18 protein-coding genes and 1 riboswitch are annotated in these 22,533 nt (G+C 66.3%); of the genes, 3 read left to right on the forward strand and 15 right to left on the reverse strand.

The window, feature by feature from the left end:
- Positions 1 to 101 precede the first annotated feature (101 nt).
- The 11 genes from rsfS to AU175_RS16175 all read right to left on the reverse strand — a co-directional run bounded on the left by rsfS (position 102) and on the right by AU175_RS16175 (position 13,094).
- Positions 102 to 503 (reverse strand): ribosome silencing factor, encoded by a 402-nt coding sequence (rsfS, locus tag AU175_RS16125; protein WP_066291921.1) that lies wholly within the window; start codon positions 501 to 503, stop codon positions 102 to 104.
- Between the two features lie 48 nt (positions 504 to 551).
- The gene (locus AU175_RS16130) at positions 552 to 1,745 is read right to left on the reverse strand and encodes a hypothetical protein (protein ID WP_066291924.1); all 1,194 of its coding nucleotides are present in this window, start codon (positions 1,743 to 1,745) and stop codon (positions 552 to 554) included.
- Positions 1,746 to 1,752: 7 nt separating this feature from the next.
- The gene (nadD, locus tag AU175_RS16135) at positions 1,753 to 2,409 is read right to left on the reverse strand and encodes a nicotinate-nucleotide adenylyltransferase (RefSeq protein WP_442855362.1); all 657 of its coding nucleotides are present in this window, start codon (positions 2,407 to 2,409) and stop codon (positions 1,753 to 1,755) included.
- A 13-nt stretch (positions 2,410 to 2,422) separates the two neighbouring features.
- Positions 2,423 to 2,653, reverse strand: coding sequence for a hypothetical protein (locus tag AU175_RS16140; RefSeq protein WP_066291929.1), 231 nt, complete (start codon positions 2,651 to 2,653; stop codon positions 2,423 to 2,425).
- 77 nt (positions 2,654 to 2,730) lie between these two features.
- On the reverse strand, positions 2,731 to 4,104 hold the full coding sequence (locus AU175_RS16145; protein WP_066291932.1) for a glutamate-5-semialdehyde dehydrogenase: 1,374 nt from the start codon (positions 4,102 to 4,104) through the stop codon (positions 2,731 to 2,733).
- 25 nt (positions 4,105 to 4,129) lie between these two features.
- On the reverse strand, positions 4,130 to 5,281 hold the full coding sequence (gene proB, locus AU175_RS16150; protein ID WP_066291936.1) for a glutamate 5-kinase: 1,152 nt from the start codon (positions 5,279 to 5,281) through the stop codon (positions 4,130 to 4,132).
- Positions 5,271 to 6,860 (reverse strand): GTPase ObgE, encoded by a 1,590-nt coding sequence (gene obgE, locus AU175_RS16155; RefSeq protein ID WP_066291939.1) that lies wholly within the window; start codon positions 6,858 to 6,860, stop codon positions 5,271 to 5,273. The genes proB and obgE overlap by 11 nt, the downstream gene beginning before the upstream one ends.
- A gap of 116 nt (positions 6,861 to 6,976) precedes the next feature.
- Positions 6,977 to 7,240 carry a 50S ribosomal protein L27 gene (rpmA, locus tag AU175_RS16160; RefSeq protein WP_009372867.1) on the reverse strand — a complete coding sequence of 88 codons (264 nt, stop codon included), beginning with the start codon at positions 7,238 to 7,240 and terminating at the stop codon, positions 6,977 to 6,979.
- 60 nt (positions 7,241 to 7,300) lie between these two features.
- Entirely contained in the window at positions 7,301 to 7,609 is a 309-nt protein-coding gene (gene rplU / locus AU175_RS16165) for a 50S ribosomal protein L21 (protein ID WP_066291943.1), read from the reverse strand.
- A gap of 272 nt (positions 7,610 to 7,881) precedes the next feature.
- Positions 7,882 to 9,477, reverse strand: coding sequence for a bifunctional hydroxymethylpyrimidine kinase/phosphomethylpyrimidine kinase (locus AU175_RS16170; protein ID WP_156642452.1), 1,596 nt, complete (start codon positions 9,475 to 9,477; stop codon positions 7,882 to 7,884).
- Positions 9,460 to 9,557, reverse strand: a riboswitch (TPP riboswitch). Its footprint overlaps the gene before it by 18 nt.
- 120 nt (positions 9,558 to 9,677) lie before the next feature.
- Positions 9,678 to 13,094 (reverse strand): Rne/Rng family ribonuclease, encoded by a 3,417-nt coding sequence (locus AU175_RS16175; protein WP_066291946.1) that lies wholly within the window; start codon positions 13,092 to 13,094, stop codon positions 9,678 to 9,680.
- A gap of 500 nt (positions 13,095 to 13,594) precedes the next feature.
- Here AU175_RS16175 and AU175_RS16180 point away from each other — a divergent pair, with 500 nt between their 5' ends.
- The gene (locus tag AU175_RS16180) at positions 13,595 to 14,275 is read left to right on the forward strand and encodes a vitamin K epoxide reductase family protein (RefSeq protein WP_066291950.1); all 681 of its coding nucleotides are present in this window, start codon (positions 13,595 to 13,597) and stop codon (positions 14,273 to 14,275) included.
- Between the two features lie 108 nt (positions 14,276 to 14,383).
- Here the strand turns inward: AU175_RS16180 and ndk are convergent, their stop codons facing one another.
- From ndk to ileS, 4 genes are read right to left on the reverse strand one after another with little or no spacing between them, the layout of a single operon-like run.
- Positions 14,384 to 14,803 carry a nucleoside-diphosphate kinase gene (gene ndk, locus AU175_RS16185; protein WP_066291953.1) on the reverse strand — a complete coding sequence of 140 codons (420 nt, stop codon included), beginning with the start codon at positions 14,801 to 14,803 and terminating at the stop codon, positions 14,384 to 14,386.
- 37 nt (positions 14,804 to 14,840) lie between these two features.
- Positions 14,841 to 15,278: a DUF4233 domain-containing protein gene (locus AU175_RS16190; protein WP_066291957.1), complete on the reverse strand. Its 438-nt coding sequence runs from the start codon at positions 15,276 to 15,278 to the stop codon at positions 14,841 to 14,843.
- 3 nt (positions 15,279 to 15,281) lie between these two features.
- On the reverse strand, positions 15,282 to 16,640 hold the full coding sequence (locus AU175_RS16195; protein ID WP_066291959.1) for a bifunctional folylpolyglutamate synthase/dihydrofolate synthase: 1,359 nt from the start codon (positions 16,638 to 16,640) through the stop codon (positions 15,282 to 15,284).
- A gap of 3 nt (positions 16,641 to 16,643) precedes the next feature.
- Positions 16,644 to 19,967, reverse strand: coding sequence for an isoleucine--tRNA ligase (gene ileS / locus AU175_RS16200; RefSeq protein ID WP_066291962.1), 3,324 nt, complete (start codon positions 19,965 to 19,967; stop codon positions 16,644 to 16,646).
- 392 nt (positions 19,968 to 20,359) lie between these two features.
- Between ileS and AU175_RS16205 the strand changes: the two genes are divergently transcribed.
- Both AU175_RS16205 and AU175_RS16210 read left to right on the forward strand, forming a co-directional pair.
- Positions 20,360 to 21,409: an endonuclease/exonuclease/phosphatase family protein gene (locus AU175_RS16205; protein WP_156642454.1), complete on the forward strand. Its 1,050-nt coding sequence runs from the start codon at positions 20,360 to 20,362 to the stop codon at positions 21,407 to 21,409.
- A 40-nt stretch (positions 21,410 to 21,449) separates the two neighbouring features.
- Complete coding sequence (locus tag AU175_RS16210) at positions 21,450 to 22,526, forward strand: endonuclease/exonuclease/phosphatase family protein (protein WP_197497159.1); 1,077 nt, start codon at positions 21,450 to 21,452, stop codon at positions 22,524 to 22,526.
- Positions 22,527 to 22,533 lie beyond the last annotated feature (7 nt).

Raw genomic sequence — 22,533 nt, forward strand, 5'->3', positions numbered from 1 at the left:
CCCCGAAGCAACTCAAATATCTTAGAACAGCATTTCCGAAAATTCCAAATCGGGCATATTCGGCCGTCCGGTACCTGCACGGGCCGTTCTGCGCTGCGTTCCTACTCCGCCTCTGATGCAGCGGGAGTTTTGGCGGACGCGTCGTCGCCCAGTTGCAGGTCAACCACCGGGCAGTCCTTCCACAGCCGCTCCAAAGCGTAGAAGACGCGGTCTTCCTCGTGCTGGACGTGGATGACGATGTCGGAGTAGTCCAGCAGGACCCAGCGGCCGCCGGAACGGCCTTCACGGCGGACGGGGCGGAGGTCCTGCTTGGACAGTTCCTCTTCAATGCCGTCAACGATGGCGTTGACCTGGCGTTCGCTCGGTGCTGAGGCGATGAGGAAGACGTCGGCCAGCGCCAGGCGCTCACTGACATCGAGTGCCACGATGTCCTGGGCGATCTTGTCCGCGGCAGCCTTGGCTGCGTGGCGGGCTGTGGCGATGGATGTATTCGATGCAGTCACGTGACTCCTTGTTGTTTTCAAAAACTATGGTTGATGGCCGCAGCCAGGTCAGCGTGTAATGCCGCTGATAATAAGCATGACCCCGGAAACCAGGGCGACGATCCCGAAGGCCAGGACGCAGAACTGGATGACGCGCATCCTCTTGGCACGGCCGAGCCCTGCTGTTGCAGCGTCAAGCGGCTCCAGCCCGTAGGCGGAACTTGCCGGGATACGGGGCAGGTCGTCAAAAAGATCCTCCGACGGCTCCGCGGCTTCAACCGGGCTGAACACCACAGGTTTTGGCCGTGAGGCGGCCTTCGCAGCGGCCTCTGCGCGTGCAATGACGCGTGAACGGCCGCTTGCCACGTGCTCATCTCCGGCGCCGGCTGTACCCGGAGCGTCAGCCGGGCGGCGGCCCTTGCCTGGTGATGGCGTGACTCTGGGCCCCGGGTTGGTGGCCACCGGCACGTGGGAGGTCGCCGGCGGTTTCATGACGGGCCGGTCAACGCCCGGAACCTGCACGAACTCCAACGGAGTGACCATGGCGAGGTTGCTGGCGGTCGAAGGCGCGGGACGAGGCGTAGCTGGCGAAGCCTGCGGCGCGGCCTGTTCGGCCAGTTTCTGCTTGGCCATGGCACGGCGGTTGAGCACCGCCGCACGCTCGGCCAGCGCAATCTGCTCGGCGAGGATTTCCGGATCCACAGCCTCCGGGTCCAGCGAGGCGATGTGTTCCATCTTGGCCAGTTGGTTCTTGGCCTGTTCGGCGATCAGCGATCTTGCGGCCAATGCCTGTTCAACGCTCATGCCGTCCGGGATGCGTGGGCCGGCAGGTGCTGCGGAGGCCGTCCGGGGCGCGGCAGGCTTCGGCGCAGCGGGATCCGGCTCATGGGCGGCCTGCGGCGTCCGCGCTGGAGGCCGTCCGTTTCCGTCGGCAGGCGCCGGGGCGGCAACCACCGGGTTCGCGGAGGTAACGGCCTGTTCCTTGAGCTGCTGGAGCCGCAACTGCCGGCGGGTGGGTGGTCCCCCGGCCGCCAGCTGGCCCTCTTTCTCTTCGAGTTCCTTGATGGTTCGCAGGGCAGCCCTGTCCCTGGCCCGGATCTGCGACGAGCGCTGGGCGTGGGCCTGCTCAGCGGCGGGGTTTGCCGGAGATTGTTTAGAGGCAGGCGAAACCGGGCCCGGACCCGCGGATCCGTTGACCTGCTTCTCATCTCTGGCACGCCGAAGTTCGCGGCGGCTGCGGACGGGGGGCTGTTCCTGACTCATTGAGAACTCATTCAGTACTGGCTGGTTCGTCTGTTTCGGTAGTTCGTACACCCTTGCCGGAGGCACCTTCGGCATACAGACCATATTTGGCGATGTATTGCACCACGCCATCCGGCACGAGGTACCAGACGGGGTTGTGCTCGGCCACCCTGGCCCGGCAGTCCGTGGAGGAGATGGCCATGGCCGGGACCTCCAGCAGGCTGACGTCCTTCCGCCCCATGCCGTCCAGCACGTGACCCGGCCTGGTCACACCGACAAAATGCGCCAGCGACCAGAGTTCGTCGATGTCTTTCCATGACAGGATCTGCGCCAGCGCGTCGGCGCCGGTAATGAAGAACAGGTCGGCGTCCGGACGCTGGGTCCGAAGATCACGCAAGGTATCAATGGTATACGTTGGACCGGGACGGTCCACATCCACCCGGCTGACGGTAAAACGCGGGTTGGATGCTGTGGCGATCACCGTCATCAGGTAGCGGTGCTCGGGCAGGCTGACCTGTTTGTGCGTTTTCTGCCACGGCTGGCCGGTGGGGACAAACACCACTTCGTCCAGGCCGAACTTTGCGGCTACTTCGCTGGCTGCAACCAAGTGGCCGTGATGGATGGGATCAAACGTCCCGCCCATCACGCCCAGCCGCAGCCGTCCTTCGGCACCCTGATGGTGCAGAACGCGTGAAATGTTAGTGGCCCTGGCCGTGGTCGTGCTTGTTCGGGTGCTGGCGGTGCGGATCTGCGTGCTCTTCCGTGGCCGTGTGGCGGTTGCCGAGGTTGGAGTAGGACAGCGTGACGAACATCATCACCAGCAGGATGGCGAAAATGGCCACCCCGAAGACCCACGGCTCAGCCCACAGCGGGGCGAGTTCGTGTTCTTCGCCTTCGGCGATGGTCGTGGCTATCTGCTGGAGCAGCATGTTCTCCCCTAGGGTTCAAAGGATGTGGCAGCGGATATCCCCGCCGTTCCGGACTTTAGGTCTATGTTACCGCGTTGCTACCCGCGGACTTGGCCCTCGCCTTGCACGATCCACTTGGTGGTAGTGAGTTCGGTCAGCCCCATCGGGCCCCGGGCGTGCAGCTTCTGCGTGGAGATACCCACTTCGGCGCCGAGGCCCAGTTCTCCGCCGTCAGTGAAGCGGGTGGAGGCGTTGACGATGACCGCTGCGGAATCAACCTCGGCAATGAAGCGCTCGGCATTTGCGAGATTGTTCGTGAGGATGGCTTCGGTGTGGCCGGTGGACCAGGTGCGGATGTGCTTGACGGCGTCATCGAGGCTGTCCACCATGGCAACCGCGAGGTCCAGGTCCATGTACTCCGTTCCCCAGTCCTCGTCCGTTGCCGGTTCAGACGCGATGGAGGAAGGCAGGGCTGCACGGCTGCGCTCGTCCGTGTGCAGGGTGACGCCGGCCTCGCGCAGGGCGGCGGCAACGGCGGGCAGGACGGTGGATCCTGTATGGACCAGGAGTGTCTCCACGGTGTTGCAGACACTGGGACGCTGGGTCTTGGCGTTCAGCAGGATCTCCACTGCCATGTCTTCGCTTGCGGATTCGTCGATGAAGATATGGACGTTGCCTTCGCCGGTCTCGATGACAGGCACGGCCGAGTTGGTGACCACGGTCTGGATGAGTTCCCGGCCGCCGCGGGGAATCAGGACATCTACCTTGCCGCGGGCACGCATCAGGGCGTTGGCGCCTTCGCGGCCGTACTGGTCCACTGTCTGCACCGCGTCCGAGGGAAGCCCGACGGAGTCCAGGGCCTCGCGGAGCACGTGGACGAGGGCCTCGTTGGTGGCTGCCGCCGCAGTTCCGCCGCGGAGGATCACGGCGTTGCCGCTCTTGAGGGCAAGGCCGGCGATGTCCACCGTGACGTTGGGCCGGGCCTCGTAGATGGCTGCCACCACGCCCATGGGGACATTGACCTGGCGCAGGCGCAGCCCGTTGGGAAGGGTCTGCCCGCGGACCACGTTTCCGACCGGATCGGGCAGGTTGGCGAGGTTCTCCAGTGCAGCCACAAGGCCGGCGATGCGCGTTTCGGTCAGGGTGAGGCGGTCCAGCATGGCTGCCGAGGTCCCGTTGGCCTTCCCGGTGGCAACGTCCGTCGCGTTGGCGGCGAGGATAAGGTTTTTGCGCTCCAGGAGCGCGGCGCCAATAGCCCGCAGGCCACGGTCCTTCCACGCACGGTTGGCCCGCGCCATCCGCCGTGCGGCCTGGCGTGAGCGGTCCGCGATGGCATGGACGGCCGCTTCGACGTCCTCTACGGACAGCGGCACGGCAGCTGAATGCGGCAGGTTGCCGTCCTCCGGAGCAGCGGGGGCAGCAGGGTTGGCCCCGGATGTCGCAGCGGTGTTGTGAATCAGTGCCTCAGTCATGATCCAAGTTTAGGCGAGGTTAGGCTCAGACCAGCACCAGGTCATCAACATGAACAACTTCACGGTCATAGCCGCGGCCCAGGGCCTTGCCCAGTTCCTTGGTGGAACGGCCAAGCATCTGCGGCAGTTCGGCGGCTGAGTAATTAACCAGCCCCCGGGCAATGACGGTGCCGTCGGAACTGACCATTTCGACGGCGTCGCCCGCTTCGAAATCGCCGTCGACGCCGGAAATCCCGGCGGGGAGCAGCGACGTGCGGCGGTGCCGGACCGCCTTCACGGCGCCGTCGTCGAGGATGAGCCGGCCATGGACCGATGCAAGGTGGGCCAGCCACAGGAGACGGACGGGCTTGCGGGCACCGTTCACCCTGAACCACGTGCCCACATCTTCCCCGGCGAGGGCGGCGGCGGCATTGGCCGTGGACGTGACCAGTGCGTGGATGCCGGATCCGGCGGCGATGGTCGCCGCTTCCACCTTGGTGGCCATGCCGCCGGTGCCAACACCGGCTTTGCCTGCCTTGCCGATGGTCACGCCGTCCAGGTCGCGCGGACCTTCCACCAGGGGAATCCGTTTTGCACCGTGCGACGGCGGGCCGTCATAGAGCGAGTCGACGTCAGAGAGCAGCACGAGCGCGTCGGCCCGGACCAGGTGCGCTACGAGCGCGGCGAGGCGGTCATTGTCGCCGAAGCGGATTTCGTGGGTGGCGACAGTATCGTTTTCGTTGACCACCGGCACCACGCCGAGGTTGAGGAGCCTGTCCAGGGCGCGGTAGGCGTTGGTGTGCTGGCTGCGGCGCATCAGGTCATCGGCGGTAAGCAGGACCTGGCTGACCGTGACCCCGTGAGCGCCGAAGGCCTGGGTATAGCGCGCCATGAGCAGGCCCTGGCCGACGCTCGCCGCTGCCTGCTGCGTGGCCAGGTCACGCGGCCGCTTGGCGAGCCCCAGCGGGGCGAGGCCGGCGGCGATGGCGCCGGAGGACACCAGGATAATCTCGGTGCCGGAATTCCGTTTGGCGGCCAGTGCGTCGGCAAGGGCGGTCAGCGACTCCTCGGAGATGCCGCCCTTGATGCTGGTCAGCGACGACGAGCCGACTTTGACAACGATCCGGCGGGCGCCCGAAAGCACGCTCCTGTCCGCGATGTCCCGGGCGGGCACCACGGTTGCCGCGCTACTGGTCATCGTCTGCGCCCAGTCCACTCTCCTTGAGCGGCTTCGCAACACGGCGGCTGCTGACGGATTCGGTCCAGATCCCGGCCTTGCGCTCGGCTTCGAGCTCCGCACGGGCGGCCGCCTTGGCGTCCTTGCGGTCCTGCTGCTCGTCGCGCTTCTGGCCGCGGGTGGGGCGGTCGCCGATGTCTGCGAAGCGGACATCCGTACCGCGGGGCGAAGCGAGCAGCTCAGCGCCGGCCATCATAGTGGGCTCCCAGTCGAAGACAACGCCGTCTTCCTCGCCGATCACCACGGTGTCCCCGGGCTTGGCGCCCTGTTTGAACAGTTCGGTTTCGACGCCGAGCTTGGCCAGGCGGTCCGCGAGGTAGCCGATGGCTTCCTCGTTGGTGAAGTCGGTCTGCTTGACCCAGCGCACCGGCTTGTCGCCAAGGACGCGGAACAGCGGCTCGAGGTTCTTTTCTTCACGGCGGATCTTGAAGCCGGACTCGTTGACGGCCCGGGGCTTGAGCACAACCGGCTGGACCTTCGGAGGGGCAGCAGCAAGGGTGTCGCGGGCAGCCTTGACGATTTCCGCCATGGCGAAGCCCAACTGGCGGAGGCCTTCGTGGCTGGTGGCGGAGATTTCGAAGACCCGGTAGCCGCGGGACTCAAGTTCCGGCCGGACAAATTCAGCCATGTCCTTGCCGTCGGGGAGGTCCACCTTGTTCAGTGCTACCAGGCGGGGCCGGTGGTTCAGCGGAACCACTTCACCGTCCTGGCCGGCGTAGCTCATGTCGACGGCGTACTTCTCGAGTTCCGCCTCGATGACGGCGAGGTCGGACAGGGGGTCGCGGTCCGATTCCAGGGTTCCGCAGTCCAGGACATGCACCAGCGCGGCGCAGCGCTCCACGTGACGGAGGAAGTGGTGGCCCAGGCCCTTGCCCTCGCTGGCCCCTTCAATCAGGCCGGGGACGTCGGCAATGGTGAAGCGGACATCGCCGGCCTGGACGACTCCGAGATTAGGGATCAGGGTGGTGAAGGGGTAATCGGCAATTTTGGGCCGCGCGGCCGACATGGCAGCGATCAGGCTCGACTTGCCGGCGGACGGGAAGCCGACCAGGGCGATGTCGGCTATGGACTTCAGTTCCAGCACAACGTCGCTGGACTCACCCTCGATGCCAAGCAGCGCGAAGCCGGGTGCACGGCGCTTCTGCGAGGACAGCGCCGCGTTGCCCAGGCCACCCTGTCCGCCTGCGGCCGCGACGTATTCGGTGCCCTCGCCGACGAGGTCCGCCAGGACCGTACCGTCTTTGGACTTGACCACGGTACCGTCCGGGACGGGGAGGATGAGGGTTTCACCGTTTTTGCCGCCGCGCCAGTCCCCCATGCCGGGTCCGCCGTTGGTGGCGTGCCGGTGCGGGGCGTGGTGGTAGTCCAGCAGGGTGGTGGTCTGGTGGTCAACGCGGAGGATGACGTCGCCGCCGTCGCCGCCGTTGCCGCCGTCGGGACCGCCCAGGGGCTTGAACTTCTCACGGTGGACGGAGACACAGCCGTGGCCGCCGGTACCGCCGGATACGTGCAGTACTACCCGGTCTACAAAGCTCGCCACGTGGATCTCCTCAGTGCTGTTTCCTGGACGCCGCAAGGCGCCAAGACGATTGTAATGCGGTTAAAAGAACAGTGGAGCGGACCATATGGCCCGCTCCACCGCTTCAGAACTATTAGTTACTCTGCAGCTGCAGCAGCAACGATGTTGACCACGCGGCGACCGCGGCGGGTGCCGAATTCAACGGCGCCGGGGGTCAGTGCGAACAGGGTGTCGTCGCCGCCACGGCCTACGCCTGCGCCCGGGTGGAAGTGGGTGCCGCGCTGGCGGACGATGATTTCGCCTGCCGAAACTACCTGGCCGCCGAAGCGCTTGACGCCGAGGTACTGGGCGTTGGAGTCACGACCGTTGCGAGTGGAGCTCGCGCCTTTTTTATGTGCCATTTGAAATGCCTGCCTCTAAATTCTGGGGAATCTGCTGAAAACCTGAACAGTAACGAAAGGTTACTTGATACCAGTGATCTTGACCTTGGTCAGTTCCTGACGGTGACCCTGGCGCTTCTTGTAACCGGTCTTGTTCTTGAACTTCTGGATGACGATCTTCGGACCACGGAGGTCATTGAGGATCTCAGCCGTAACAGTTACCTTGGCCAGGTCCGCAGCGGCGGAGGTGACCTTGTCACCGTCTACCAGGAGCAGTGCGGGCAGCTGAATGGTGCTGCCGGCTCCACCGGGGACGCGGTTCAGGGTAACGAAGTCTCCAACGGAAACCTTCTCTTGGCGGCCGCCTGCGCGGACAATCGCGTACACCACTTGGGAACTCACTTCTCTCGACGTTTATTACTAGATTTGCGTGCGGAACCTGGGCCTGTATTTGGCTGGGCTGTCGCTGTGCCTCAACGCCGTGGGGTCGTAACCCAAGTGTTGGCGTAAGCACCGAAGATCTAGATTACGCTAATTTTGCCTTCGGCCGCAAATGAGGCTGGTTCAGGCAGGCTGTCGGTGATACGCACCACAAGCGGGTGCAGCACTGACAATCCGGAACCGTGCCCGACTATCGTACCGGCTGGACCGGGCCTGGACCGTCAGGAGTGGAGGCGCGGCGCGTCGAAGAAGTCCACTTCAAACCGGCACGACTGGCTGAAGGCAACCACCATGCCGGCCCGTTCGTCCTCCGAGGCCCGGCGCCCTGCTTCGTCGGCCAGGGCAATGGCCTCCCGGGTGGCCTGGGCGAAGTCCTCGTCGGCGTAGGTCCGCAGCCATTCAGCGTACGGGTGATCCGCAGGGGCGCCGGCGGCGAGGAATTCCGCATGCAGGGCCTGTCCGACTTCGGCGTAGAGCCAGAAGCACGGCAGCACAGCCGCGACGAGCACTGCGTAACTGCCCGAGACTGAGGCAGCCAGCAGGTGGTCCACGTAGGACTTGGTCACCGGTCCAAGGACTGGCTCAACGGTGCGCGTGCTGAGCCAGCTCCGGTGCAGCTCCGATTCAACCTCCAGGCACTGCTGGGATGAACGGGCCCAGAACAGCTGCGCCGCCTCGGTGGGGGCCAGGGCGCTGGCCCGCGCCAGCACCCTTGAGTACCCGTTGAGGTAGATGGCGTCCTGCGCGAGGTAGTAGCCGAACTGCTTTTCGGGCAGGTTGCCCGCTGCGAGGTCCCGGATGAACTCCAGGCCATGGATGGCTTCGAGGTGGGCGCCGGTCTCGGCACGGAGGACCTCCGCGAAGTCCCCTGCGGCCAGTCCCTGCTGCGGCGGCACTTCCGGACTGGCCGGGCTTGGGAGCGCGCCCGGGGTCGCCAGGTGGTGGAAGTGGTGGATGGGACCGTTCCCCGTACCGATGTCCAGGTCGCCTGAGGACTCCAGGGCACCTGCCAGCCAGGGCTTGACGAGTCGCAAAGACGCTTCCCAGTCCCCCAGCCGGGCCTGGGCCGTGGCCATGGCCGAGGAGAGCGAGCAACCTGTGCCGTGGCTGTTCCGGGTCGGGATCCTGTCCCCCGGAATTTCAATAATTTCCCGGGCAAGCAGTCCCCCGGTGTTGACGAGGGCATCCGGGCAGGCGGCGCCGTCGAGATGTCCGCCCTTCACCAGGATGGTGGCCCCGGTGTCCGCGGCGAGCCGCCGGCCCTGTTCCAGGGCTTCAGCCCAGGTGTCCGCCTGGGCCTCGCCCAGAAGCATCGCCAGTTCCGCAAGGTTGGGCGTGATCAGGTCAGCCAGCGGAAGCAGTTCCCGCAGGGCAGTTTCAGCCGATGCCTGCAGGAGCCTGTCGCCGCTGGTGGCCACCATCACCGGGTCAAGGACCACGACGCCGGGACGCACCTTTTCGAGCCAGCTGCGGACTGCTGCCACCACCTCTGCGTCGCCCAGCATGCCGATCTTAACGGCGTCGATCGTGATGTCGTCGCTGACGGCTTCCAGCTGCTGGGCCAGGAAGGCAGGCGGCGGCACGTGCACTGCACGGACACCCCGCGTGTTCTGGACTGTCAAAGCGGTAATGGCGGCCATGCCGTAGCCGCCGTGGGCTGCGATGCTTTTCAGGTCCGCCTGGATGCCGGCGCCGCCGGACGGGTCGGAGCCTGCGATGGACAGTACCCGGGGTACATCGCGGAGGACGGCGGACGGCACGGCAGGGCGCAAGGCGGGTGCCGCAGGCAGGACGGAAGTTGAAGACAAGGAAGACATCCCTTCGCCGGTGCTAGCCGGACAGGTTCAACGGGTCTGGATCTCAGCCGGCCCTCTGCGCGGCACCCCGTGTCGGTAACCCAGCCTAGCGTTTCTGCGCAGGGCTCCGTGTCAGATGAAGCCCCTTAAACACCGGATGCCCGGAGGCGCCCCCGTGAAGGGCCGCGACCGGGCACCCTGGCGGATGTCCTTGCCAAGGATCAGAGCTCGGAGGCCGGAACCCCAACGCCGAGGATGATGGGTGCCTCGGCCGGCGTCTTGTCCCCCGTGGCAGCTTTTGCCGGCTCGGGCGCCTTGGCCGCGTGGGTGTGGCCCCCCGCCGCCGCGTGCGCTGCCTCGTGGTGTTCAACCGAAGTGGCGTTGGCCGCACCCTGGGCGCGGCTGGCGCTGCGGTTGCGGCGGGGCCTGCGCGTACGTGACTGCTCAGCCGTGTGGTCCGAGTAGTCCTTCTCCTCTACGGCAGGAGCTGACTGCACTGCTGCGCCGGACTGTGGCACGGCCTGGGAGGGCTCCGGCGCCGCAACGGCGGGCTCGCCGAGGTGTGCGAAGGCTTCCGCGAGCCGGTCGAGCGTCAGGGCAGGCTGCTGCGGCTGGTCTGCCGCGTGCTCCACGAACGGCAGCACCACCTGCTCCCCGCCGAACGTGAGTACGGCAGCAGGACGTCCGGAAGCATCGGCGTCGTGCGGCGCGGCTGTACCTGGTGCCTGGCCTGCGGCGGTCGGACGGCTTGGTGCCTGGCCTGTTGGTGCCTGGGCAGCGTGTGCCTGCTCCGCCGTCGTCCCCGTTGCGGGCGCTACAGGGGCAGCCGACGCCCCGGCGCCGGCGGCGTGGGCTATCTCGTCGTCGTGCAGGTGCGCTGCGTGCGCTGCCGCGGCGATGTTGGCGAGGGCCAACCGGGTAGCCTCGGCCTTGGCGTGCCGCTCGGCGTCGCTGGGGTCCGGGTGGACCGTGTGGATCTGGACCGGTGCGGACGGTGCGGCCTCCAGCGGCGCGCCTCCGCGCCCACGGCGCCGCTTGCGGTCACCGCGGGCACCGGGCTGGTTGTCAGCCCGGTGGCTGTCCGGACGCTGGTCAGGCCGCGGTGTTTCCGCGCGGTGGCTGTCCGCACGCTGCACGTGGTGCTCGGCGGCGACGGTGTTGGCCCGGCGGTGCTCCACAGGATCGTCGTGGGTGACCACGCCGCGTCCGGCGCAGGTCTCGCACTGCTCACCGAAGACTTCCAGCAGCCCGGTGCCCATGCGCTTGCGCGTCATCTGCACGAGCCCCAGCGAGGTGACTTCGGCCACCTGGTGCTTGGTGCGGTCCCGGCCCAGGCATTCCACCATGCGGCGCAGGACCAGGTCCCGGTTGGATTCAAGGACCATGTCGATGAAGTCGATGACGATGATGCCGCCGATGTCGCGGAGCCGGAGCTGCCGGACAACTTCCTCCGCCGCTTCAAGGTTGTTCTTGGTGACGGTTTCCTCGAGGTTGCCGCCGCTGCCCGTGAACTTCCCGGTGTTGACGTCCACAACGGTCATGGCCTCGGTGCGGTCGATGACCAGCGAGCCGCCGGAGGGCAGGAAGACCTTGCGTTCCAGAGCCTTGTGGATCTGCTCGTCGATCCGCCAGGCAGCAAAGATGTCCTGGTCCTTGGTCCACTTTTCCAGGCGCCCCACCAGGTCCGGGGCAACATACGTCACGTAGGCCTCGATGGTGTCCCAGGCCTCCTCACCGGAGACGATCAGCTTGGAGAAGTCCTCGTTGAAGACGTCGCGGACCACCTTGATCGTGAGGTCGGGTTCGCCGTAGAGCAGTTCCGGGGCAAGGATCTTCGTGGACGTGGACTGGCTTTCAATGCCCTCCCACTGGGCCCGCAGCCGGTTGATGTCGTGCGTGAGTTCCTCTTCCGAGGCGCCTTCGGCAGCGGTCCGGACAATGACGCCGGCATGCTCCGGGAGACGGTCCTTGAGGATGCGCTTAAGGCGGTTGCGTTCGACGTCGGGCAGCTTGCGGGAGATCCCCGTCATGGAGCCGCCGGGGACGTAGACCAGGTAGCGGCCGGGCAGGGAGATCTGGCTGGTCAGGCGTGCGCCCTTGTGGCCCACGGGGTCCTTGGTGACCTGGACCAGGACAGTATCGCCGGACTTCAGGGCGTTCTCGATCCGGCGCTGCTTGCCTTCGAGGTTGACAGCTTCCCAGTTCACCTCGCCGGCGTAAAGGACTGCGTTGCGGCCGCGTCCGATGTCAACAAACGCCGCTTCCATGGAGGGCAGGACATTCTGCACCTTGCCGAGGTAGACGTTGCCGATCAGGGAGTCCTGCTGCGTCTTGGACACAAAGTGTTCGGCCAGGACGCCGTCTTCCAGGACGGCGATCTGGATTCTGTCGTCGCGCTGCCTGACGATCATCTGGCGGTCCACGGATTCCCTGCGGGCCAGGAACTCCGCCTCAGTGATGACGGTGCGGCGGCGGCCTGTATCGCGGGATTCGCGGCGGCGCTGCTTCTTCGCTTCGAGCCTGGTGGAGCCCTTGACGCTGGTCACGCGGTTGTTGACCGGTGCCTCGGTCACGGCGCGCGGAGCGCGGACGCGGGTTACCGTGTTGGGCGGGTCGTCGTCCCCGCCGCCGGTCAGTTCCAGGTCCTGGTCGCCGCGGCGGCGCCGGCGGCGGCGTCGGGAAGTTACACCCTCCTCGGCCGGGCCGGCTGATTCCTCATCAGGTTCGTCGGTCTCGTTGTCGGCGCTTTCGGTGTCTCCGTCAAGATCGCGGTCGCCGGTGCGGCTGCGCCCGCGGCGGCCACGGCTGCGACGCCTGCGGCGGCCGCTGGCGTCGTCCTCTTCGCCGAGGTCGGCGTCGTCCTCTTCCGCTTCCTCTGCGGCCGCAACGGGGGCAGGGGCGGGGCGGACCACCGTGCTCAGGTCCGGTGCCTGGAACAGCACGGACGATGCCGATCCTGGCTCCAGGAAAAGGGAACCGAACGGGCTGGCGGGTGCAGTCCCGGCCGGTGCCTTCTGCGCTGCATCTGCGGATCCACCCGTGGCGCCCGCTTCCGGAACTGAGGACCCGGGAACGTCACGTGCTTGAGTTTCCACAGCAGCGGCTTCCGGAGCGGAGTTCTCTGTGTCTGCTGAGGTTTCAAGAGCTGCTGCGGCGGACTCCGGCGCAACCGCGGGCTCCCCCGCAGCTTCGGACCCAGCGACGTCTTCGGACCCGGCGGCGGCGTCGGGAGCCGACGTCTTCCGCGTTGCTACGCGGCGTCGGCGGACCGGCTTGGCCTCCGGTTCCGCTTCCGGGGCGGCGATCGCGGACACAGCGGCATCCGCCTGGCCGGAATCCACCTCGGCTGGTGTGTCCTGGTCAGCTGCATCCGCGGCGAAGGCAGGGAGCGGTTCGGCTCCGGCGTCAACCTTTTTGCGCGAGCGGGTGCGCCGGACCGGCGCTGCCGCCTTGGGCGCAGTTTCTTCGCTTCCAGCCGCGGGACCGGCAGCCGCTGCCGTCACTTCCGGTGTGGCTGCTGCTGCGGCTTCCGCCTTCGGTGCGGCCTTCCGTCGGGTCCTGGTGGCCTTCTTGGGCACGTCCGGAGCCTCGGCTGCCGCTTCCTCGTTGTTAACGGCCTGTACTTGTTCATTTTCCATATGTGGCAACACTCCTGCCCCTGACGCGCCGCCACATCCGGCACCCATTGGGGCACATATTGTCAAAACCCGCAGGCGTTGACAGAAGTCAAGTGGATACTCCCAGGTTCGCACCGGCAGTGGGGTGCGGCAGCCCGTGGGAGCCGGCAACTGCGTTCTGAAACCCGTTGTTCTACATGCCACAACCAGGTGCCGACCAATGGAATGGCGGGAAGACGGATCAGAGAATCCGAAGCCTGCCAGCTCATCATTGGCGGTCTTGGGAACAAAGCCACCGGACCGGAGTCCGAATGTGGGTCGGCCTCCAGCCAAATTCATTCTCTCACATGCCGACTAAAAGGCGGCGGAAGCAAGAGCAGGGGATCACTACGGGCCTGCCGTGTCCGATTCAGGCGGCGGCGCGCCCCGCTGCGAGGGCCGGAGGACAAACTGGGCGCCGGATTCAGGCTCCGGCGTTACAATCGGGCAAAGAGCACCCGATGAAAAGGACGCCTGAAACCATGCCCAGCATCTCATCCGTCAGCGGCGCCGAAACCGGCAGCCCGGCCTCGGCGGGCACAGCCACGGCCCCGGAGCCTCGCGGGACCGTCCCCCCGATGACGCGGAACCGGCCAATGGGGTGGCTGATGGTGGTCACCGGCATCATCGGCTGGCTCGCCTCGGGGACCCTGGTCCTGGAGAAGCTCGAAGTACTCAAGGACCCCAGCCACACCACCGTCTGCGACGTTAACCCGTGGATTTCCTGCGGGCAGGTGATGCAGACGTGGCAAAGTTCGGTCTTTGGCTTCCCCAACATGTTCATCGGCATCGTGGCGTTCGCGGTGATCATCACAACGGGGATGGCGCTGCTCTCCGGTGCTGCGTTCGCGCGGTGGTACTGGGCGGGGCTTCAGGCCGGAGTGACCCTGGGCTTCGCCTTTGTAGTGTGGCTGTGGTCCCAGGCCCTGTACGAGATCCACGTCCTGTGCCCTTTCTGCATGATCGTGTGGGCTGCCATGATCCCGCTCTTCGTCTGGGTGACGGTCAGGAACGTCTCCCACGGCGTCCTTCCCCTTCCCGCCGGGGCCACGCGGGTACTGGGCGACTCAGGCTGGATCATTACGGCGCTGCTGTACGTGGCCGTCATTGCCACCATCTTTTTCGCCTTCATCCAGGTGTTCGCCGGGACGTCAGGCTTCTGACCCAGCCCCATAACGCGCCCGCGGGAAGCGCGAACGTACACTTGAGGCCCTGCTTTCCGAAGAAAGCAGGGCCTCAAGTGTACGTTCGCGCCTGAATTGGGCGGGATGTTAGTCCTGGAACCAGATCTTGATTTCGCGTTCCGCCGAGTCTACGGAATCCGAACCGTGCACCAGGTTCTGCTGGACCTTCACGCCCCAGTCACGGCCAAAGTCGCCGCGGATGGTGCCCGGTGCCGCCGTGGTGGGATCCGTGGTGCCTGCGAGGGCGCGGAAGCCTTCGATCACGCGGTGGCCTTCGAAGATCGCCGCCACCACCGGGCCGCTGAGCATGAATTCAACGAGGGGCTCGTAGAACGGCTTGCCCACGTGTTCTTCATAGTGCTGCTCCAGGAGCTCCCGGCTGGCCTCAACCTTCTTCAGCTCGGCGAGGGTGTAACCCTTGGCCTCGATGCGGCTCAGGATGGCGCCACTGAGGTTGCGGGCCACGCCGTCGGGCTTGATCAAAACGAGGGTGCGCTCAATGCTCACGGTTGCTCCAATGCGTTGGTGGGGTTTCGGGTCAATTCTACGAGGCTTCCGGGTGCGCGGCGTTCCACTCGGCCTGCTCGCGTTCGCGCTGCGCGGCCTCGGAGTCGATCCTGATGCCGGTCCGGATCCCGTACCACCAGGCAAGGCCGAACAGCCCGCCCACCAGGAACATCAGTGGTTCCACGAGGCCGGTGAGAATGAGGACAATCTGCAGGATCCATCCGAGCCCTACGCCCCATGGCCTGGACAGGACGGCGCAGGCGAGGATCATGATGACACTCAGGCCAATTCCGACGCCGAGGATCAACGCCGGCGGAAACTCGCCGCGCCTGAGGCCGAAGACCGCCAGCGTGGCGAAGAACGCCACGAACGCCTCCAGCAGCAGGACGGTTGAGGCGAACATCACTTTGGTGGACCGGCGCTTCTTGGGCATTCCCGGGCGCCATTCCCGCTGGGCCCTGGTCAGCTTTGCCATGGCCTAAACCTCCGTCTTTCCGAGCAGGATCCGTGCTTCGGCCACCAGCGTGATGGAACCGGTCACCAGCACGCCGCCGGCAAGGTCATCGTTGGACTCTGCGCGCTCCACTGCCCATTCCAGCGCATCGTCCAGCTTCTCCGCGATGTGGATGTTCTCCTCGCCGAAGCCCAGCTCCACGGCCAGCTCGGCGAGCTCGCCGGCCGCCACGGCGCGCGGGGAGTTGGACTGCGTGAAGCAGTACTCTTCAGCCAAACCGCCCAGGGAGTCCTTGAGCTGGCGCAGGATCTCCTCGGCGTCCTTCTCCTTCAGCACACCCACCACCGGCACGAGCTTGCTGAAGCTGAACGCCTCCTCGATGGCTTCGGCGGAGACCCGGATGCCGTCGGGGTTGTGCGCCGCGTCGACAATGATGGTGGGGGCGGTCCTTACCACCTCAAGCCGTCCCGGTGAGGTGACGGCCGCGAAGGCCTCCTGGAGCACCTCGGCGTCCAGTTCCTTTTCGCCGCCGAAGAACGCCTCCAGCGCTGCGACGGCGACGGCGGCGTTCTGTGCCTGGTGGGCGCCGTGCAGCGGCACCATCAGTTCCGGATACCGGCCGGCCAGCCCTTGGATGCTGACGATCTGGCCGCCAACGGCAACGGTGCGGGATTCGACCCCGAACTCCACGCCTTCGAAGCGGAACGGAACGCCGACGTCCTTGGCCTTCTCCAGCAGGACCTGGGCAGCATCAAGGGGCTGCGCCGCACTGACCAGGAAGCCGCCCGGCTTAATGATGCCGGCCTTCTCGTAGGCGATGTCCTCAGTGGTGTCCCCCAGCAGGTCAGTGTGGTCCAGCGAGATGGGCGTGATGACGGAGACGTCTCCGTCGCCCACGTTAGTGGCGTCGGTGATGCCGCCGAGTCCCACCTCGATCACTGCAACGTTGACGGGCTGGTCTGCGAAGACCGCGAAGCCGAGGATGGTGAGGCACTCGAAGTACGTTAGCCGGGGCTCCCCAGCCGCGGTGAGTTCGTCGTCGACGATCTGGAGGTAAGGGCGGATCTCATCCCAGATGCGGACAAAGGTCTCGTCGGGCACCGGGGCACCGTCAATGCTGATCCGTTCGGTGACCTTGGACAGGTGCGGGCTGGTGTAGCGGCCGGTGCTCAGTCCATGTGCACGCAGCCCGGCTTCGATCATCCGCGCGGTGGAGGTCTTGCCGTTGGTGCCGGTCACGTGGATGATCGGGAACGCCTTGTTTGGCTCCCCCAGCACATCCATGGCACGGAACAGCGGCGCGAGCCGCGGTTCCATCTTGTTTTCGGGCGCCCGGCCCAGGAGCTCGGCGTAGACGCTCTCCACGGAAAATTCGTCGGTCATGTCCTAGGCCTCTACTTTTTCAACAGTTACATGCAGCTCAGTGTCGTCGCCGGAGGACCCCAGATCGAGTTCGACGGTCAGGGTTTCGGTGGTGAGGAGCTCCTCGTTGGCCCTGATGGCATCGAACACATCCTTCGGAGCCCGGATGATGGTGCGGATCCGGTCGCTCACGTTCAGCCCGGCGTCCTTGCGGGCCTGCTGGACCGCGCGGACCATGTCGCGTGCGGCGCCTTCGGCTTCGAGTTCAGGAGTGACCTCGGTGTTGAGCACCACGAAACCGCCGCCGGGAAACACGGCAGCCGCGCGTGCACCGGCGCCCGCCGCTGCTTCCGCCACCACGGTCTCCAGGGTGTATTCCTGAGGTTCCAGCTCCAGGCCGCCCGCGGTGACCACTCCGGCGTCGGAAACTGACCAGTCGCCGGATTTGGAGCCCTTGATGGCCTGCTGGACGTTCTTCCCCAACCGCGGTCCCGCAGCGCGGGCGTTGACCACGAGCTTCTGCTCGATGCCAAATTCCTCCGGCGAGGCGCTGTCGGCGTCGAGCAGGCGGACGGAACGGATGTTCAGTTCGTCGGCGACGACGGCGGCGAAGCCTTCCAGCGCATCCGCACCGGGTGCCACTACGGTCAGTTCCTGCAGCGGCAGGCGGACCCGCAGGTTGGCCGCCTTGCGCAGGGAGGAACCGGTGGAGCAGATCTGCTGCACGCGGTCCATTGCTTCGACGAGGGCGGCGTTGGATGGGAACAGGTCCGCGTCCGGCCAGTCGGCGAGGTGCACGGAGCGGCCGCCGGTGAGGCCGCGCCAGATTTCCTCCGAGACCAGCGGCAGCAAGGACGCGGCCACGCGGGAGACTGTCTCCAGAGCGGTGTGGAGAGCGTCGAAGGCGTCCACGTTCTCGTCGAAGAAGCGCTGCCGGCTGCGGCGGACGTACCAGTTGGTGAGCATGTCCAGGTAGCTGCGGAGTTCGTCGCAGGCTCCGGAGATGTCGTAGCTGTCCAGCTGGACGGTCATGTTGCGGACCAGTTCGCCGGTGTTGGCCAGCAGGTACTGGTCCAGCGTGTCGGTGTACCCGTCGTAGCGCAGCGAGGCGTCGTAGCCGGCACCGCCGTTTGCGGCATTCGTGTACAGGGTGAAGAAGCTGTATACGTTCCACAGGGGCAGGATGACCTGGCGGACGCCGTCGCGTATTCCCTGTTCGGTGACCACCAGGTTGCCGCCGCGAAGGATGGGGCTGGACATCAGGAACCAGCGCATGGCGTCGGAGCCGTCGCGGTCCAGCACCTCGGAGACGTCCGGGTAGTTGCGCAGGCTCTTGGACATCTTCTGCCCGTCCGAGCCCAGCACGATGCCGTGGCTGATGACGTTGCGGAAGGCCGGGCGGTCAAACAGTGCCGTGGACAGGATGTGCAGCATGTAGAACCAGCCGCGGGTCTGCCCGATGTACTCGACTATGAAGTCAGCCGGGTTGTGGGTATCGAACCAGGCCTCGTTCTGGAACGGGTAGTGCACCTGGCCGTACGGCATGGAGCCGGAGTCGAACCAGACATCCAGGACATCCTCAACGCGGCGCATGACGGACTGGCCCTCTTCGGGGGTCCGGGGGTCGTCCGGGTTCGGGCGGGTGAGTTCGTCGATGAACGGGCGGTGCAGGTCGACCTGGCCGTCCTTGTTCAGCGGCAGCCGGCCAAAATCGGCCTCGATCTCGGCCAGCGAACCGTAGACGTCCGTTCGCGGGTATTCGGGGTCGCTGGACTGCCACACGGGGATGGGGCTGCCCCAGTACCGGTTGCGGCTGATGGACCAGTCGCGGGCATTTTCCAGCCATTTGCCGAACTGGCCGTCCTTCACGTTGCCCGGGATCCAGTTGATTTCCTGGTTCAGTTCGGACATCCGGTCCTTGAACTTGGTGACCTCCACGTACCAGGACGACACGGCGCGGTAGATCAGCGGGTTGCGGCAGCGCCAGCAGTGCGGGTAGCTGTGCTCGTAGCTGGCCTGGCGGACCAGCCTGCCCTGGGCACGGAGTACCTGCGTGATGGGCTTGTTCGCCTCGAAGACCTGGAGGCCTGCGATGTCGTGCAGGTCGCCGTGCTTGAACAGGGGAAGGAACTTGGCGCCCTCGTCCACGGAAAGGACCACGGGGATGCCGGCCTCTTCACAGACTTTCTGGTCGTCTTCACCGTACGCGGGCGCCTGGTGGACGATGCCGGTGCCGTCGGTAGTGGTGACATAGTCCGCCACCAGGATGCGCCAGGCGTTCTGGGTGCCGAACTTTTCGGTGTCGCTGAAGTCGCTCCAGAGCGGCTGGTACTGCAGGCCCTCAAGTTCGGCCCCCGTGTGGGTGGACGTGACGGCGGCTTCGGCGGCCTCAACATCCTCGTAGCCCAGGTCCTTGGCGTACGTGGCCAGCAGGTCCGCCGCCAGCAGGAAGCTTCCCGCGACGGGCGCATCCGGTGAGGCGGCCTTGATCCCGTTGGGCCCAACGGGCAGCACGGCATAGGTAATGGAAGGCCCGACGGCGAGCGCCAGGTTGGTGGGCAGGGTCCACGGGGTGGTGGTCCAGGCGAGCGCCTGCACACCGGCCAGCTGCACGGAGAGGGCGGACTCCCCGGCGGTGATGGGGAACGTCACCGTCACGGTCTGGTCCTGGCGGTTCTTGTAGACGTCGTCGTCCATGCGCAGCTCATGGTTGGACAGCGGCGTTTCGTCCTTCCAGCAGTACGGCAACACACGGTACCCGTTGTAGGTCAGGCCCTTTTCGTGCAGCTGCTTGAACGCCCACAGGACCGATTCCATGTACTCGACGTTGAGGGTCTTGTAATCGTTGTCGAAGTCCACCCAACGGGCCTGGCGGGTGACGTAGCTCTGCCATTCGTCCGCGTACTTCATGACCGAGGCGCGGCAGGCGTCGTTGAACCTGTCGATGCCCATGGCCTCGATCTGGGTTTTGTCCGTCATGCCCAGCTGCTTCATGGCTTCCAGTTCGGCCGGCAGCCCGTGGGTGTCCCAGCCGAAGCGGCGTTCCACGCGGCGGCCGCGCTGGGTCTGGTAGCGGCCCACCAGGTCCTTGGCGTAACCGGTCAGCAGGTGGCCGTAGTGCGGCAGCCCGTTGGCAAAGGGCGGCCCGTCGTAAAAGACGAATTCGTTGCTGCCGGGTTCGCCGCCGGGAGCGTCAGCGCTGCGCTGGTCGATGCTGGCCTGGAAGGTTCCGTCCTGGTCCCAGTATTTGAGGATGCGTTCTTCGATTTCCGGGAACTTCACGGAAGCGGAGACACCGGAGCCCGGTGCGGCCGAAGGGGTGGCTGAGGCTTTGGGGTAATACGTCATTCTCGACATCCTGGGTTGAGCTGGTGAACCGTCCAGCCGTTGCTGCCGGGTTCCGTTCAGGATGCGAGGACGGCTCCTGCGCAGTCCGGGGACTGCACGCTTACCGCGGTACCACCTCACTTACCGGCATCCCATTACGCTCCACGGGGGATTGTGCTGTTGCGCCGGCCGCTCATTACTGCTGTGACGGGCTTACCCGTCCGGTTCTACTGACACTGGCCGCCAGGTGCCTGGCGGTCCGTGCGTTCTTCCGGAAGCTCACCGGTGATAGCCGGGTCGTAGCCGTCTTCAAGTCTACTATCGCCGGGCTGTCCGCCGCCATTCCCCGGCGCGCACGCTTTCCAGGGCCGGGTTCCGTGGGAAGTCCCTGCCCTGCCGCCAATAATGGGGGTATGCATGAAGGCGACTCACGTGGGCACGGCATGCGGCGCCGAAGCGGGACCTGGCTTGGGGTCGCCGCGGCAATCCTGTGCGTGCCGGGGGCCGCCCTGGCAATGCTGCGGCTTATCCCCTGGGATATCGGGACTCCGTGGATCCAGCTGCTGTCCGGGTTTCCTGCCAGCCTGGTGCTCACGGCGGCGGCGCTCGCGGCCGCCGTCCTGGCACTTTGCCTGGATCCCCGGCTGAACCGAACGGTCCTGGCGGCAACAGTGACCGCCATGATGCTGCTGCAACTGGCCATGGTCCTCCCCCGTGTCCTGCCCACGGGCGGAACAGGCAGGCCATCGCAGGCCTCGCCGGCCGGCCAGCCTGCACCCGTCCGTACAGTGTCGGTCATGGCCCTCAACGTGGGCCCCACCGGCGTCGACGTGGAGGCTTTGCTGGCCGAGGTGCGCGTCCGGAACATCGAGATCCTTGCCCTGCCGGAACTGGCGCCCCCGGGCCTCGAAGCGCTGGAGGTGGCCGGGCTGGCATCGGAGCTTCCGTACCGGGCTCTGGACGTGGACTGGGCCGGCACCGGCAGCGCAATCTTTTCCGCCTTCCCCCTGGACACCGAAGAGCGCGTGCCGGACACCATCTTCTACCAGAGCAGGGCGGTGGCGGCCGTTCCCGGCGTCCGGGGAGGCGTTCACTTAACTGCCGTGCACGTTGATTCTCCCCGGCCCGGCCATACGCCGCACTGGCGGCAGGAGCTGCGTCAGCTGGGTGAACTTCAGCTGGCACTGCCCGGCTCCCCGCCGGCCATCCTGCTGGGCGATTTCAACGCCAGCCAGGACCACCGCGAGTTTCGGGACCTTTTGGCGACAGGGCTCACTGATGCCGCGCAGGTTGCCGCCAAAGGCCTGGCGCCCACGTGGCCGGCCCATTCACAGGTCCCGCCATTCGTTGCCTTGGACCATGTCCTTGTCACCCCTGGCATCGGCATCCTGGATTTTGCGACTTTTAAGGTTCCGGGCTCGGACCATGCTGCCGTCGTCGCGGTACTGGCCTTCCGGGATTAGGTACAGGCCGGAGGGTGCGTCATTGCCTAGACTCGGAGCCATGACTGCTTCCGCCCACGGCTCCACCGCCGTGCCACCGCACACGGCGCTGGCCGAGGCAGCCCCGGCCAAAACACCACCCCCGGCTTCGGGCCCGGCGAAGAAATTCCTGGCGGCGGCCTGCCGCTGGCTGGCGTTCCTGGCCGCATTACCGGTGCTGGCCATGTCGGTTATCCGGGCGCTTCCCGAAGAATGGCCGGTCCTGGCCGTCCAGCTGCTGTCCTTTACCCCGTGGTTGGCCGTGCCCGCCACGGTGGCTCTTATCCTGGCGCTGGTGGGCCGGAGCCGGTGGCTGCAGGTGTTCACAGCGGCGTTGCTGCTGTGCCAGGCCTTCTGGCTCTTTCCGTTTGATGCCGCCCGGCCAGCCGCAGCACCGGACGCCGCGGCCACGGTGGAGCTCAGGGCGATGACCATCAATGCGGAGTTTGGCCAGGCGGACGCCGAGCGGATCGTGCAGTTGGTCAGGGACAACGGGATCGGGCTCCTGACCGTCCAGGAACATTCACAGGCCCTTCAGGACCGGCTGACGGCAGCCGGCCTGGACCTCCTCCTGCCGCACCGGATCAGCGACCCCTCCGATGACGGCGCGGGCAGCGCCGTGTACTCCAGCCACGCCCTCGAAGAGGTTGGCCTCATCCCTGACACCCCGTTCCGGATGCCGACGGTCCGGCTCACCGCGGAGGCAGAAGGGTCAGTCGCTGTCCTGGAAGTAACGAATGTCCACGCGCTGCCTCCGGTGGATCTCAGGGTTGACCAGTGGCGTAGCGACCTTGCCGCCGTGGGCAGGCTGGCCGGGCGCCCGGGCCACAGGCTGCTGATCGGTGACTTCAACGCCACGTACGACCATTCCGAGTTCCGGCAGCTCCTGGACTCCGGTCCGGGACTGGTGGATGTGGCGGCGGCCTCAGGTTCCCGGTTGCTGCCCACCTGGCCCATGGAAGGGCCGCGGCTGCCCGGGATCACCATCGACCACCTGGTCACCAGCCCGGAGGTGGGCAGTTCCGGCTACCAGGTCCACGGTGTTCCGGGAACCGACCACGCGGCCGTGCTGGCCACACTCGCGCTCCCGGCCGGCTGACCGGTTC

Origin of the sequence: Arthrobacter sp. B6 (assembly GCF_001663775.1) — a bacterium.
In the GTDB taxonomy this organism is placed as follows: Bacteria; Actinomycetota; Actinomycetes; order Actinomycetales; family Micrococcaceae; genus Arthrobacter.

Coding starts and splice junctions, on each gene's coding strand:
- rpmA (WP_009372867.1), bottom strand. CDS start 7,240: ATGGCACATAAAAAAGGCGCGAGCTCCACTCGCAACGGTCGTGACTCC.
- proB (WP_066291936.1), bottom strand. CDS start 5,281: ATGACCAGTAGCGCGGCAACCGTGGTGCCCGCCCGGGACATCGCGGAC.
- AU175_RS16195 (WP_066291959.1), bottom strand. CDS start 16,640: ATGACCGACGAATTTTCCGTGGAGAGCGTCTACGCCGAGCTCCTGGGC.
- AU175_RS16190 (WP_066291957.1), bottom strand. CDS start 15,278: ATGGCAAAGCTGACCAGGGCCCAGCGGGAATGGCGCCCGGGAATGCCC.
- AU175_RS16210 (WP_197497159.1), top strand. CDS start 21,450: ATGACTGCTTCCGCCCACGGCTCCACCGCCGTGCCACCGCACACGGCG.
- AU175_RS16180 (WP_066291950.1), top strand. CDS start 13,595: ATGCCCAGCATCTCATCCGTCAGCGGCGCCGAAACCGGCAGCCCGGCC.
- AU175_RS16130 (WP_066291924.1), bottom strand. CDS start 1,745: ATGAGTCAGGAACAGCCCCCCGTCCGCAGCCGCCGCGAACTTCGGCGT.
- ileS (WP_066291962.1), bottom strand. CDS start 19,967: ATGACGTATTACCCCAAAGCCTCAGCCACCCCTTCGGCCGCACCGGGC.
- AU175_RS16140 (WP_066291929.1), bottom strand. CDS start 2,653: ATGCTGCTCCAGCAGATAGCCACGACCATCGCCGAAGGCGAAGAACAC.
- AU175_RS16170 (WP_156642452.1), bottom strand. CDS start 9,477: ATGTCTTCCTTGTCTTCAACTTCCGTCCTGCCTGCGGCACCCGCCTTG.
- AU175_RS16145 (WP_066291932.1), bottom strand. CDS start 4,104: ATGACTGAGGCACTGATTCACAACACCGCTGCGACATCCGGGGCCAAC.
- AU175_RS16205 (WP_156642454.1), top strand. CDS start 20,360: ATGCATGAAGGCGACTCACGTGGGCACGGCATGCGGCGCCGAAGCGGG.
- AU175_RS16175 (WP_066291946.1), bottom strand. CDS start 13,094: ATGGAAAATGAACAAGTACAGGCCGTTAACAACGAGGAAGCGGCAGCC.